At 59.9% G+C, this 13,989-nt stretch carries 8 protein-coding genes; 7 read left to right on the top strand and 1 reads right to left on the bottom strand.

All coding sequences use genetic code 11. The features are described 5' to 3' along the window. Positions 1-46 precede the first annotated feature (46 nt). The 7 genes from aspA to JFT63_RS10330 all read left to right on the top strand — a co-directional run bounded on the left by aspA (position 47) and on the right by JFT63_RS10330 (position 12,389). Positions 47-1,471, top strand: a complete 1,425-nt coding sequence (gene aspA, locus JFT63_RS10360) for an aspartate ammonia-lyase (RefSeq protein ID WP_003195657.1) — start codon at positions 47-49, stop codon at positions 1,469-1,471. A gap of 392 nt (positions 1,472-1,863) precedes the next feature. Further along, complete coding sequence (locus tag JFT63_RS10355) at positions 1,864-3,309, top strand: alanine/glycine:cation symporter family protein (RefSeq protein WP_198843893.1); 1,446 nt, start codon at positions 1,864-1,866, stop codon at positions 3,307-3,309. A 76-nt stretch (positions 3,310-3,385) separates the two neighbouring features. Then, positions 3,386-4,363 carry an asparaginase gene (locus JFT63_RS10350; protein WP_198843892.1) on the top strand — a complete coding sequence of 326 codons (978 nt, stop codon included), beginning with the start codon at positions 3,386-3,388 and terminating at the stop codon, positions 4,361-4,363. A 115-nt stretch (positions 4,364-4,478) separates the two neighbouring features. Then, a complete protein-coding gene (locus JFT63_RS10345) occupies positions 4,479-9,083 on the top strand; it encodes a hypothetical protein (protein WP_198843891.1) in 4,605 nt (1,534 codons plus the stop codon). A 63-nt stretch (positions 9,084-9,146) separates the two neighbouring features. Further along, positions 9,147-10,139, top strand: a complete 993-nt coding sequence (locus JFT63_RS10340; RefSeq protein WP_186559115.1) for an AraC family transcriptional regulator — start codon at positions 9,147-9,149, stop codon at positions 10,137-10,139. 127 nt (positions 10,140-10,266) lie between these two features. Then, on the top strand, positions 10,267-11,301 hold the full coding sequence (locus JFT63_RS10335) for a histone deacetylase family protein (RefSeq protein WP_198843890.1): 1,035 nt from the start codon (positions 10,267-10,269) through the stop codon (positions 11,299-11,301). Beyond that, a complete protein-coding gene (locus tag JFT63_RS10330) occupies positions 11,298-12,389 on the top strand; it encodes a polyamine ABC transporter substrate-binding protein (protein WP_198843889.1) in 1,092 nt (363 codons plus the stop codon). Before JFT63_RS10335 ends, JFT63_RS10330 begins: the two co-directional genes overlap by 4 nt. Here JFT63_RS10330 and pdxR read toward each other — a convergent pair whose 3' ends face one another. Continuing rightward, a complete protein-coding gene (gene pdxR, locus JFT63_RS10325) occupies positions 12,390-13,928 on the bottom strand; it encodes a MocR-like pyridoxine biosynthesis transcription factor PdxR (protein WP_198843888.1) in 1,539 nt (512 codons plus the stop codon). Between the last annotated feature and the right edge of the window lie 61 nt (positions 13,929-13,989).

Below are 13,989 nucleotides of genomic sequence, written 5' to 3'. Positions count from 1 at the left end.
GCAGCGTTCCGGCCAGTTCCGGGTCCATATCGAGATGATTTCCGTCATGTCCTCTGCTGCATCTTTCCGTACCGAAAAAGACCTGCTTGGCGTACTCGAAGTACCGGCTCAAGCGTATTACGGCATCCAGACCCTGCGAGCGGTGAACAACTTCCGCCTCTCGGGCGTTCCGATTTCGCATTACCCGAAATTGGTGGTCGGTCTGGCAATGGTCAAGCAAGCAGCGGCTGACGCCAACCGCGAGTTGGGCCAGCTCAGCGAAGCCAAGCACGCTGCCATCAGCGAAGCCTGTGCCCGCCTGATCCGCGGCGATTTCCACGAAGAGTTCGTGGTGGACATGATTCAAGGCGGCGCCGGCACTTCAACCAACATGAATGCCAACGAAGTCATCGCCAACATCGCGCTTGAGGCCATGGGTCACCAGAAGGGCGAATACCAGTACCTGCACCCCAACAACGACGTGAACATGGCGCAGTCGACCAACGACGCCTACCCGACCGCAATCCGCCTGGGTCTGCTGTTGGGCCATGACGCGCTGCTGGCCAGCCTCGACAGCCTGATCCAGGCGTTCGCCGCCAAAGGCGCCGAGTTCAGCCATGTGCTGAAAATGGGCCGCACCCAATTGCAAGACGCCGTACCAATGACCCTCGGCCAGGAATTCCGCGCTTTCGCCACTACCCTGGGCGAAGACCTGGCGCGCCTGAAGACCCTGGCGCCGGAGCTGCTCACCGAAGTGAACCTGGGCGGCACCGCCATCGGCACCGGCATCAACGCCGACCCGCGTTACCAGGCCCTGGCCGTACAACGCCTGGCCACCATCAGCGGCCAGCCGCTGGTACCGGCGGCCGACTTGATCGAAGCCACCTCAGACATGGGCGCCTTCGTGCTGTTCTCCGGCATGCTCAAGCGTACCGCCGTGAAGCTGTCCAAGATCTGCAACGATTTGCGCCTGCTGTCCAGCGGCCCACGCACCGGCATCAACGAGATCAACCTGCCGGCGCGCCAGCCAGGCAGCTCGATCATGCCCGGCAAGGTCAACCCGGTGATTCCGGAAGCGGTTAACCAGGTGGCATTCCAGGTGATCGGTAACGACCTGGCCCTGACCATGGCAGCCGAAGGCGGCCAATTGCAGTTGAACGTGATGGAGCCGCTGATCGCCTTCAAGATCTTCGACTCGATCCGCCTGCTGCAACGCGCCATGGACATGCTGCGCGAGCACTGCATCGTCGGCATCACCGCCAACGAAGCACGCTGCCGCGAACTGGTGGAGCACTCCATCGGCCTGGTCACCGCGCTGAACCCGTACATCGGCTATGAAAACGCCACCCGCATTGCGCGTATCGCTCTTGAAAGCGGGCGCGGCGTGCTGGAACTGGTGCGTGAAGAAGGCTTGCTCGACGACGCCATGCTCGACGACATCCTGCGCCCGGAAAACATGATTGCCCCACGCTTGGTCCCGCTGAAGGCCTAAGCGTTTGTTGCACCGCTCACCAGGCTGAGGGACTAGACACCTCTCACCTTTTGAGGGCCTGAAGGCTCGTTCTTCAGGCCCTTTTTTTTGCCTTGAGGTTGCTCCATGACGCCCAAAAAAAATCTAATATCGCACCGCAAACCTTCCTCCCCTTCCGCGACCGCGCTGAAACCTTTAATCGCCCCGTGCAGACGGATCACGCTCGCCTAGGTATAGTGCCGCCCCTCTTCGCGTCTGCGGCTGTCGGTAACGAGGCCCGGGAACCACGCGAAAGCGCATGAATAACAACACCCGCAAAAGGATGGGGATCGAGCGTCGTGCACTGCCTGGTGCCGAGCGATGCGTCGGACCGTCCTGCGTTTGCCATCAGAAAAATCAGCGAGGAACACTCCATGCTCGAAGTCATCAACGACTTCCTCTCAGGGAAAGTACTGATCGTGCTCATAGTCGGGCTCGGCGGTTATTTCACGATCCGCTCGCGTTTCGTTCAATTGCGTCACTTTTTCCACATGTTCTCGGTGTTTAAAGACAGCCTCAAGAGCAGCGCCGGTCAACTCAGCTCGTTCCAGGCGCTGATGCTCAGCCTGGCGGGCCGCGTGGGTGCCGGTAACATCGCCGGTGTCGGCATTGCCGTGACTCTGGGTGGCCCGGGTGCCGTATTCTGGATGTGGGTCACCGCGCTGGTGGGCATGTCTTCGAGCTTTATCGAGTGCTCCCTCGGCCAGTTGTACAAGCGCACCGACGCTGAAGGCACCTACCGTGGCGGCCCGGCGTATTACATCCAGCACGGCCTGCACAAGCGCTGGCTGGGGATGGTCATGGCGTTCCTGCTGCTGGTGACCTTCGGCTTTGCCTTCAATGGCCTGCAAGCCCACGCTGTAACGCACTCGCTGAACAACGCCTTCGGCCTCGACACCACCTACACCGGCCTGGCGCTGGCGGTGTTGCTGGGCCTGGTGTTCATCGGCGGGATCAAGCGTATCGCCTCGATTGCCGACCTGCTGGTGCCGGTCAAGACCCTGGTGTACATCGCCGTGACCCTGTACGTGATCGTGCTGCAATTCGACCACGTACCGGCCATGCTCGCGACCATCGTCAAGAGCGCGTTCGGCCTCGACCAGGCCTTCGGTGGCCTGGTGGGCAGCGCGATCATCATGGGTGTCAAACGTGGCGTATTCGCCAACGAAGCAGGCCTGGGCAGTGCGCCCAACGTAGCGGCGGTGGCTTCGGTAGAGCACCCGATCGCCCAGGGCGTGGTGCAAGCGTTCAGCGTGTTCCTCGACACCTTCGTGATCTGCACCTGCACCGCATTGCTCATCCTGCTCTCCGGCTTCTACACCCCGGGCTTTGAAGGCGACGGCATTGCCCTGACCCAGAACTCCCTGGCGGCGGTAGTGGGTGACTGGGGCCGCATGTTCATCTCGGTGGCCCTGGCGTTGTTCGTGTTCACCTCGATCATGTACAACTACTACCTGGGCGAGAGCAACCTGCGCTTTCTGGTCGGCAACAACCGCAAGGTGCTGATGGGCTATCGCGCATTGGTGCTGGTGCTGATTTTCTGGGGTTCCATCGAGAACCTGAGCACCGTGTTTGCCTTCGCCGACATCACCATGACCATGCTCGCGTTCGTCAACCTGTTTGCCCTGGCGTTCCTGTTCAAGATCGCCATGCGCATTCTCAACGACTACGACAACCAGCGCGCAGCGGGCATCAAGACCCCAGTGTTCGACTCCAGCCAGTTCCCTGACCTGGACCTGGACCGCAAGGCCTGGCCGGCCAATCCGGCAAAGCCTCAAGCAGCACCGTCGGCTGAACTGAGCGCTCAAGCGCAACGTTAATCACCGCTAGATGACACGCCGCCCGGCCTTGGGCATGCTCTGGGCCCGGCGGCGTTTTTCGTTCAGGAGATTTCTCATGCAACCAGCTAACAACGTGATGGTGCTCTACACCGGCGGCACCATCGGTATGCAGGCCAGCGCCAATGGTCTGGCCCCCGCTTCAGGTTTTGAAGCGCGTATGCGCGCACAGCTTGCCGACGCGCCCGTGCCCGCGTGGCGCTTCCAGGAAATGTCGCCACTGATCGACAGTGCCAATATGAACCCCGCCTACTGGCAGCGCCTGCGTACCGCCGTGGTTGAAGCGGTGGACGACGGCTGCGATGCGGTGCTGATCCTGCACGGCACTGACACCCTGGCCTACAGCGCGGCGGCGATGACCTTTCAATTGCTGGGCTTGCCGGCACCCGTGGTGTTCACCGGCTCCATGCTGCCGGCCGGCGTGCCGGACAGCGATGCCTGGGAAAACGTCAGCGGCGCGTTGTCCGCACTCGGTAATGGCTTGGCGCCAGGTGTGCATCTGTACTTCCACGGTGCATTGATGGCACCGACGCGTTGCGCAAAGATCCGCAGTTTTGGACGCAATCCGTTTGCGGCCTTGCAGCGCCAGAATGACTTCGCCCGTGCCGAGTCCCTGCCCGCCGCGCTGGATTACCGTCAGCCCAAAGCCTTGGCAAACGTCGGCGTGCTGCCGCTGGTCCCAGGTATCGGCGCGGCGCAGTTGGACGCAATGATCGACAGCGGCCTCCAGGCCCTGGTGCTGGAGTGTTTCGGCAGCGGCACCGGGCCTAGCGACAACCCGCAATTCCTCGCAAGCTTGCAGCGCGCGCAGGGTCAGGGTGTGGTCGTAGTCGCCATTACTCAATGCCATGAGGGCGGTGTGGAACTGGACGTCTATGAAGCCGGCAGCCGCTTGCGCAGCGTCGGCGTATTGTCCGGCGGCGGCATGACGCGCGAAGCGGCGTTCGGCAAGTTGCACGCCTTGCTCGGTGCAGGTCTTGCCAATGACGAAGTACGGCGTCTGGTGGAACTGGACTTAGGCACCGAACCAAGCTGAACCCGCACAGCCACGCTACATAACCACCGCCAGCCCTGTCCTGCCCCTTTCTAGCATGGAACCCCCGAGCACACGCGCGGGTTACTTCCATCCATGGACAAGACAGGGCTGCATCATGACCACTCCAGGCTCCACTTCTCAGGAAGACATTCAGCAAGATAAATTGATCGCTCTGCTGCTTAACGTCGCGCCATCTTTCACCGAGACGGCCCGCGAGCTGCTGCGCCATTCCTTACAAGAGCAGTATCCCGATCTGCATCTGGACCCCGACAACACGTTAATGGGAACCCCGACCTGGGAACTCATCGATGATCAGGTGGTTGCCGGGCAGACTCATTACCAATCCCTCAGCAACCTCCTCGCCAGGCAGTCCGTGACCTGGGTTCCAACCCAGTGCATAGAGGGCGAGCATTTTCTGACCCAAACGCCAGTGGTAGAACCTGCGGTTCACCTGCCGGTGCGTATTGTAGAAATCGCCAACACAATCAACATCCTGGCCAAGGTCATCCCACGCGCCTACGAGGAGCAGTTAGTCGCGTTCTGGAATCAAAGCAACGGCAACGGCCCTCGTTGGCATACGCTTTCCAGCACACTGCGCGATATCTGGAATGTCCAGCACATCGACGGCTGGACCGACGAAGATTGCGCCCTGGCCCGCAGCTTGTTCCATGCCCCGGACCGAGCGCTTCGCCAGGTCAACGACCGATTCCAGAGCCGCGCCTATCTGATTGATGTCGACCTGGTCAGAGGCGAGACAACTGAGCACACAGACCTGGTATTCAACGCCGTGCTCGTGGGGAAGTCGCAAGGGCAGACCCGAATCCTGAGCTATTCAATGGACAGCGGTTACGAGAAGTTCGAGTCCATGGAGCAGCTGGGGGCGTCCTTGTCGATTCAATTGAAGGGCAGCGAAGCTTTTGATCGCCTGCAATGGCGTCTCTATGAACCGGATGACAATTATTTCGATCGCTTGGCTTTGCGACTGATCGCCCTGCAGCTTCAAGGCAACCGTGACACAACCACGGCCCGCACACCTGCTACAGCGGTAAGCGTACTCCCCGAGACGATGACGCAGCCTGATCGCAACGGCCCCGGACTGGATTGGTACCAGACGACATTGCCGGACTGGCTGACCAGCGCCTCCGTCACCGACCGGACCCTCTACTCGCGGCACCTCAAGGACCTGGCCGCCGTGCACAGCCTCAATGCCGGCAAGACCTATCAGGACGACATACCTGCCATCGAGCAATACGCGCTGGACCGCCTGAAAGCAGAGATTGAAAACGACCATCCAGAGTTTCAGCACCTGGCGCTGGAAAAATTGAGCATTCAGGTCGAAAGCCAGGTGGTGTGGGGATTGTTCACCGTACCTGGCCAAATCGAAACCACCACCTTCAGCCTTGCCGAACTTGCCCTGCAAAACTTGATTGCGCTGCCTGTCGGCAACAAATCCCTGCTGGCCGACACACGGCAATCGATCCCGACATGGCTGACCGTGGACTACATTGAAACCCTCATCAAGCGCATCAATATCGGCACCACCTACCCGGCCTTGATTCGCAGCAAACTGGTCGATGACTCAATGGAGTCGAGCAAACGCAAGGCTCTGTACAGCCAGCACCTGCGTGTGCAGTTGCCGATGCTGGCCCTGCAACACAAGATTCGCCACGAGGCCGGTATTGATGAGCGCGGCTACCGCTATGTCGCTGCAGTGCTGCAGGCAGAGACCAGCGACCGTAACGTCGATGGGCAAGCCATTGTCATACGACGCCTGAGTTTCAACCCGCAACGCCGAACCACCAATGCCCACGATGTAGTGAGCAATATGTATGTGATCGGTCCGCAGCGTGTCGAGGCCGGCCCATGCCTGTTGTATCGTCCACTGTTCGAGCCGGTGCTGATGCAGTTCCCATCGCCAGCTAACCTGCTGTATACAATCACCCAGTCAGCCACGCTGCGCGATTCGGTGGTCGCCTGGCTGCCGGACTCGATACGCGATGACTACAGCCAATATGTATTCCCCGGCGCTCTGCCCTCACCGTGGGCCATCGCCGATGCTCTGGTGGAGCCTGACAAACTCTGGACCTACAGCGGCCCGATGAGCCTTGGCGAAGACGTGCTCAATGGCGACCTCTTCAACACATTATTCGATAACAATGCCAACGCACTGATAGAGCTGGCAGACCGCCAATCCGTGTCGAACGCGGAAAGCCGTTGGGCCACCTTCAAGAAGGCCGGTTGGCTGATCTTCAATGCGGCTCTGCCCTTCATGGGCCGTATAGCCAACACCGGGGCATGGATCTGGCAGATCGTCGATGACCTGCAAACCTTCGTCGATGCCCAAGCGCATGATGACCAGCCGGCAAAATGGTCGGCTCTGACCGATGTGTTACTCAACTTGGGCATGGCGCTTGCCTTGCACGCGGCCCATCGCGCACACGCTCCTGCCGAAGCGGGCAAGCTCGAGACACAGACACCCGCCCCACCACCGGGTCCCGCCGAGACTACCTTGCAGTTTACCGTGCAACAGTTGCCGGATCTGGAGTCACACGCGCCGCCTCCCAGCCACGCGGAACCATTGAACACCACCGGCGCGATCAAGCGCACCGCTGTCAGCCTGGCCGCGACGCTGGACAGTTACAAAATCGAAAAGCCCACAGGCCTGCAAAATCCCATCACCGAATCCGGTGCTTACCAACACCTGTATCTTCACAAGGAGCATTACTACGCCCAGGTTGGGGAACGCTGGTTTGAGGTGACGCTGCAGGATGACAACACGGTTGTCATCATTGACCCCAAGCACACCGATCCCACGGGTTTGTCACTGATTCACAATGCCAAGGGCGAGTGGTTCGTTGACTCCCGGATAAGCCTGAACAGTGGCGGGATCGAACGGGAGGAGCGACAGGCCAGGGATAAAGCGAAGACCAGCGCAAGCGAGCTGCGTGAAAAACTGGAAGCGTTCGAAAAAACCAAAAAAGACGCGCAGCGCGAACTGCAACAAGCCCTGGTAGACATGAACGAAGCGCCAAGCACATCCGCTCAGGCCAAGCGCCAGGCGTACCTGGAAAAACTCAGCAGCCAGAGTTCAAGTTATGAAGAGGCACGCCAGCATCTGCTGACCCTGAATGTTTTCACGCAGGTCACTGACTTTCAGCAAAAAGCCCTCGGCTATGTGAAAGCCCAATTGGAGCTCAACGAAGCAAGCATCACCGAAGAACAAACCACCTTCGCGCCAACACTCAAAAAAGTTCTGGATCAACTCGAAGCCCATGCTTCTTCGCCCCAGGCGAGCCATATCGACGACTTCAAGCAACTGGCTGACATGAACCGGCAGATGATTAAACGTCTTGACTACAAACAGTCACGCTTTACCGAGGCTAAGCGCTTGGGCAAAGCCGGCATCGAATTGATCCGCAGCACCAACAGTAAGAACAAGCCACTGGGTTACACCAGCGACGACCTCAAGGCGTTGCAAGTGACGCTGGCGCGTAACCTGTGCCTGGAACCGCAATCCCTCACCACCGAGCCGAGCGCTTGGAAGATGATGGTCGACACGATCGACTACGCCGACATCGCGGTGCAGACCCTGCGCGATACGCTGGAGCAGCGTGGCGAATCGCGCCTGGACGAACGTGTTCAAACGATGAGCAGCCTCGTTGAGCAATTCAAGTTCATCGATGAGCGACTGGAGGACGTGGCCCAGGAGTTCCCCGAGCAGATCATTGCCCCGCCGCTGGCCCAACTGCGTCAATCGCTGCGTGATTTCTCCCGACGCGCCAGCGCGCAATTAGCTCCCCTGCACGTGGCGCTGGAAAAACTCCGGGGCCGACCACTGGGGCCGCCTATGCCGCCCAGGCCAGTGAAGAAGTTTATCCGCACGCGCTTCAACGGCGTCCTGATTGGCGAACCTCGCCTCACTAGCGTGGGGCTTGAAGCCGACCTGGTGGATATCCGCTCACCGCTGACAGGCAAAGTCATTGCTACGTTCCACGAGAAGTCAAAGGGCATTTGGGTCCAGCACGTGAGCCCGGATAGATCGCAGGTCTCACGACCCGCAGTCACTATCGATACCAGTCTGCGTCAGGCACAGACACTGTTGGACGCCTTACCGGCCTTTAAAACCCGTGTAACCGAGCACTCGGACGATACTTCGCGCACCCCCATCGGCGTCGAATATGTACTGCATCAGCATGCGCAATTAATGGAGCAGGCCGTCGATGACATTGACGAGGCCTTGACCAAAATCAATGAGACTGAAAGCACTGAGCACCCTGCTGTCGCCCTGCGACAAAAACTTGAGGAGGCCGCGACAGCCCTTTATGAACAGGCCAATCAGCATCTGCAGAAAATGATCAAGCGACAGCCGCCAACCATGGAAGGTGTTGAATGGCTCAAAAATCATGACCTGATCAAAATCAAAAGAACCGTAAAACGGCGCCGACTCAAAAGCAGTATCAAGGATTACCTGGATGAGTACACCCTCACCGACAAGTCCACCAAGGCGGTGCTCTGGTATGCCCACTTCCACTACCAGGCTCCAGAATCCTCGCTGGAGCGATTTATTTCAGCGCGCCTGAAAACCTCACAAGAACGCGAGCAGGGCAGCGTGTCGGACGATGTAAGCGGGCACACCACCGAACAACAAATAGCCTTCTATCGCAGTAGCATCAGCCTGACGCAGGCGCAGCAGATGTTTTTCTCCACAGGGCGCGATTGATCGCCTTCTCGCGCAACGGCACATAACTTGCTCCAGCCTGGCAACCCCAGGCTGGAATCGATCATGCTGCATTCACACCTGACGACCCTCAACGCTGTCTCGCTGATACTCGACACCTTCAAGCCTGACGGCATACCCAGCGAAACCCTGCTGGCCGGCAGTGGTATCGGCAGTGCCGACCTGAGCCGCGCCGACACGCGTATTACCACTCAGCAGGAATTGCGTGTGTGCGCCAACGCGGTGGCGTTGCGCCAGGACATCGGGCTGGAGCTGGGCCGGCGCATGCATGTGTCGTCCTACGGTATGCTCGGTTATGCCTTGCTCACCAGTGCCACCTTCGGTGACGCTTTGCGCTTGGCCTTACGCTACCCGGCGCTGTTGGGAACACTTTTTGAGCTGAGCCTTGAAGAAGACGGGGAACGCGTGTGGTTCACGGCCAGCGATTACCGTGAGGACCTGGCCCTGACCGCATTCAATGTCGAGTTTTGCCTGGTCTCGCTGAACGTCATTTGCAACGACCTGCTCGGCCGGCGCCTGCCCTTGCTCGGTGCGCGTCTGGCCTATAGCGCGCCGCAATACCGCGCGCGCTACGCCGAGTATTTCGACTGCGCGCTGCAATTTGACGCCGGCAGCCACGCCTTTGCCTTCGACCGACGCTGGCTCGATCAACCACTGCCCCTGGCCGATACGGTCACTCACTGCGCCATGATCGAGCGTTGCCGCAAACAGAACGCCGAATTCACCGGGCGTCAGGTTTGGCTGGACCGGGTACGGCAATTACTCGCGGCACAGTTGGCTGCCGCCCCTGGCCTGGAGGGGCTCGCCGAGCAGATGAACTGTTCGGCACGCACCCTGCGCCGACATCTGCATGACCTGGGCTGCAGCTACCAGGAGTTGCTCGATGAACTGCGCTTTGAACGCGCCAAGCAGCTGCTGGGCAACGATGAGCTGCCGATCTACCGCATTGCCGAGCAACTGGGTTTCAGCGAGACCGCGAGCTTCCGACATGCTTTCGTGCGCTGGAGCGGTGTGGCGCCGAGCCAATTCAGGCCGTGAGCAAGGGCGAATAACGGACAAACACTTTGGCCATATCGATCCCCTTTTGGCCGTTTCTGCCGTTCTCCAAACCCAGGACTGCCGCAACACTGCAAGGCATCCCACCCTGCGCTCGGAGAACAACAACATGCTGACGATCTATTCGGACGATCATCATCTGCATCACGGCCGTTGTGAACTGATGGACGGGCAATTGATGCCCTGTTTTGAGATGCCTTCGCGCGCCGATCACGTGCTGCAACGGGTCAGGGAACGCGAGCTGGGCCCGGTGCAGGCGCCCGAGGACTTTGGCCTTGCGCCGGTGCAACGCATCCACAGCGCTGACTACCTGGCCTTCTTCAAAGGTGCGTGGGAGCGCTGGACCGAATTCGGCCAGGACGGCGACTTGCTGCCTTATACCTGGCCTGCACGAACCCTGCGTCGTGTGTTGCCAACCAGCCTGCACGGTCAGTTGGGCTATTACAGCTTCGACGGTGGCGCGCCGATCACCGCCGGCACCTGGCAAGCCGCCTACAGCGCAGCGCAAGTGGCACTCACAGCGCAACAAGCGATCCAGCGCGGCGCACGCAGTGCCTTTGCCCTGTGTCGCCCGCCTGGGCATCACGCCGCCAGCGACTTGATGGGCGGGTATTGCTACCTCAATAACGCGGCCATCGCGGCGCAGGCATTTCTCGATCAGGGCCAGAAGAAAGTCGCGATCCTTGACGTGGACTATCACCATGGCAACGGTACGCAATCAATTTTCTACGCCCGCAGCGATGTGCTGTTCACCTCCATCCATGGGCATCCCGAGGCGGAGTTTCCGTTCTTCCTCGGCTATGCCGATGAACGGGGCGAAGGCGCCGGTGAAGGCTTCAACTATAACTATCCACTGGCGGCGGGCTCCGGCTGGGAGCACTGGAGCGCAGCGTTGGAACAAGCCTGCGATGAGATCGAGCGCTACGCTGCCGACATCGTCGTAGTGTCTCTGGGCGTCGACACCTTCAAGGATGACCCTATCTCGCAGTTCAAACTCGACAGCCCGGACTACCTGGCCATGGGTCGACGCATTGCCAGGCTGGGCAAGCCCACCTTGTTCGTGATGGAAGGCGGCTACGCCGTGGAAGAAATCGGCACCAACGCCGTTAACGTTCTTGAAGGTTTTGAGGAAGCAGTCCAATGAACATGCTCAAGTCGCTCGCCCTGTGTGCAGCCGTCGCCAGTGGCGCGGTGCAGGCCGAAGAGAAACCGCTCAAGGTTTACAACTGGTTCGACTACATCACCCCCAAAGCACTTGAGGACTTCAAGACCCAGAACCCGAAGATCAAGTTGGTCTACGACATCTTCGACACCAACGAAGCCCTCGAAGCCAAACTGCTCACCGGCAACTCCGGCTATGACGTGGTGGTGCCGTCCAACGTGTTCCTGGCCAAGCAGATCGAAGCCGGTGTGTTCCAGCCTCTGGACCGCAGCCAGTTGCCGAACTGGAACCATCTTGACCCCAAACTGATGAAGCTGATCGAAGCCAACGACCCCGGCAACAAGTTCGCCGTGCCTTACATGTACGGCACCATTCTCATCGGCTACAACCCGGCCAAGGTCAAGGCCGCCCTTGGCGACAACGCGCCGGTGGACAGCTGGGACCTGATCTTCAAGGAAGAGAACATCAGCAAGCTCAAGCAATGCGGGGTTGCGCTGCTGGATTCACCCTCGGAAATCCTGCCCCTGGCCTTGCAGCACCTGGGCCTGGACCCCAACAGCAGCAACCCTGCGGACTACGTCAAGGCCGAAGCGCTGCTGATGACGATCCGCCCGTACATCACTTACTTTCACTCGTCCAAGTACATGGCCGACATCGCCAATGGCGACATCTGCGTCGCGGTGGGTTATTCCGGCAGTTTCTCCCAGGCCGCCAACCGTGCCAAAGAGGCAAAAAACGGCGTCACCGTGGACATGCGCCTGCCCAAAGAGGGCGCGCCGATCTGGTTCGACATGCTCGCCATCCCCAAGGGCGCGCAAAACCCACAGGACGCCTATACCTTTATCAACTACTTGCTACAGCCCGAGGTCATTGCGCCCATCAGCGATTTTGTCGGTTATCCCAACCCTAACAAGGACGCGACCGAACGAGTCGATCCGACCATTCGCAACAACCCCAACCTCTACCCGACCGAAGCGGCGATGGCGACGCTGTATACGTTAAAACCTCTGGGGCGTGATGCGGAGCGCGCGAGGACGCGGGCCTGGACCAAGATCAAGTCGGGCACCTGATCACACTCGCCAGGCCTGGCGCAACCGCGCCAGCGCCTGTGCAATACCCGCTTCAGGCACCGCAGCAAACCCCAGCACCAGACCGGCGCGTTGATCCGGCGGTGTGCTGGAGTCTGGCAGCCAGTAACTGCTCAAGCCGTTGATCTCGACGTCCACTTCACGGGCTTGCTCAAGCAATTGCTGCTCGCGGGCCAGGCTGTGGACACGCACCGTCAGGTGCAACCCCGCTGCAACGCTGGGTAATGGGCTGACACCGGGCAACGCATCTGGCCATCCCGCCAACAAGGCATTGCGACGGCTCAAGGCGGCACGCCGCATACGCCGCACATGACGCTGGAAATGCCCCGCCGCCATGAACTCAGCCATTACCGCCTGGGTGCTGACTTCGGAATGACGCATGTCCACGGCGCGGCGTCGAGTGAAGGCCTCTACCAGACCCGGCGGCAACACCAGGTAACCCAGGCGCAACGCCGGGAATGCCACCTTGCCGAAAGTGCCGACGTACAGCACGCGGCCATTGCGATCCAGCGCCGCCAAGGGCGACAAGGGCGCGCCGGTGTATCGGTACTCACCGTCATAGTCGTCCTCGACGATCCAGCTGCCGGTACGTTCGGCCCACGCCAGCAATTCCAGGCGCCGTGCCAGGCTCATCACCACACCCAACGGGTATTGATGGGACGGCGTGACATAGGCCACCCGGCAATCATCCAGAGCATTCAATACCTGGCAGTCAATTCCTTCGCCATCCACCGGCACGCCTTGCAATCGGCCCCCCGCCAACGCAAAGGCATGGCCTGCCGCGCGATAACCCGGATTTTCCACCGCCACGCCATCCCCAGGTTCCACCAGCAACTGTGCACAAAGGCTGATCGCCTGTTGCGCGCCACTGGTGATCACTATTTGCTCAGTGGTGCACTGCATACCCCGCGCAGTGCGCAGGTAAGCGGCAATCAGGCCACGTAGACGCTCGTCACCAGCCGGGTCGCCATAACACAGCTGCGCCAGGTCCGGTTTGCGCCAGAACGCCCCGTGGAGCTTGGCCCACACTTCAAAAGGGAACAGATCGAAGGCCGGTACGCCAACGCGAAAAGCCCGCGGCGCACCGCAAGGAGGCTGGGCAAGATGGTTGTGTTTAACCCTGTCCAGGCCGCGACTGTGGATAACTTCGTCGGGCGGATTTTGCGCAGAACTCAGCCATATTGTGGATAAGGTTGTGGGTAAGCCTGTTGGTAACCCTGTGGATACTTTTGTGGATAGTTTTTTTGCTGTGGGCAATTGCGAGACATAGGTGCCGTCTCCTACCCGGCTTTCAATAAAGCCCTCGGCATACAACTGATCGTAAGCGCGCACGACGCTGTTGCGCGAGATCGACAACGCAGCCGCCATATCACGAGTGGCAGGCAAGCGGGTGCCACTGACCAGCCGCCCATCCAGCACGCGCTGGCGCAGGGCGTCGTACAACTGGCGTGTGAGGCCCTGGCGGCGATCCAACTCGATACCGGCAGGGTCGAACGACATCGAGGGGATCACGGGCGGCATATTGGACCTATGAAATGAGGGCTAGATGGCTCTTACAACGAGCCATTAGCCTGCCTAGGAT

It is taken from the genome of Pseudomonas sp. MF7453, assembly GCF_016405455.1.
Lineage (GTDB): Bacteria > Pseudomonadota > Gammaproteobacteria > Pseudomonadales > Pseudomonadaceae > Aquipseudomonas > Aquipseudomonas paralactis.
This window is presented reverse-complemented; position numbering and strand designations above follow the sequence as displayed.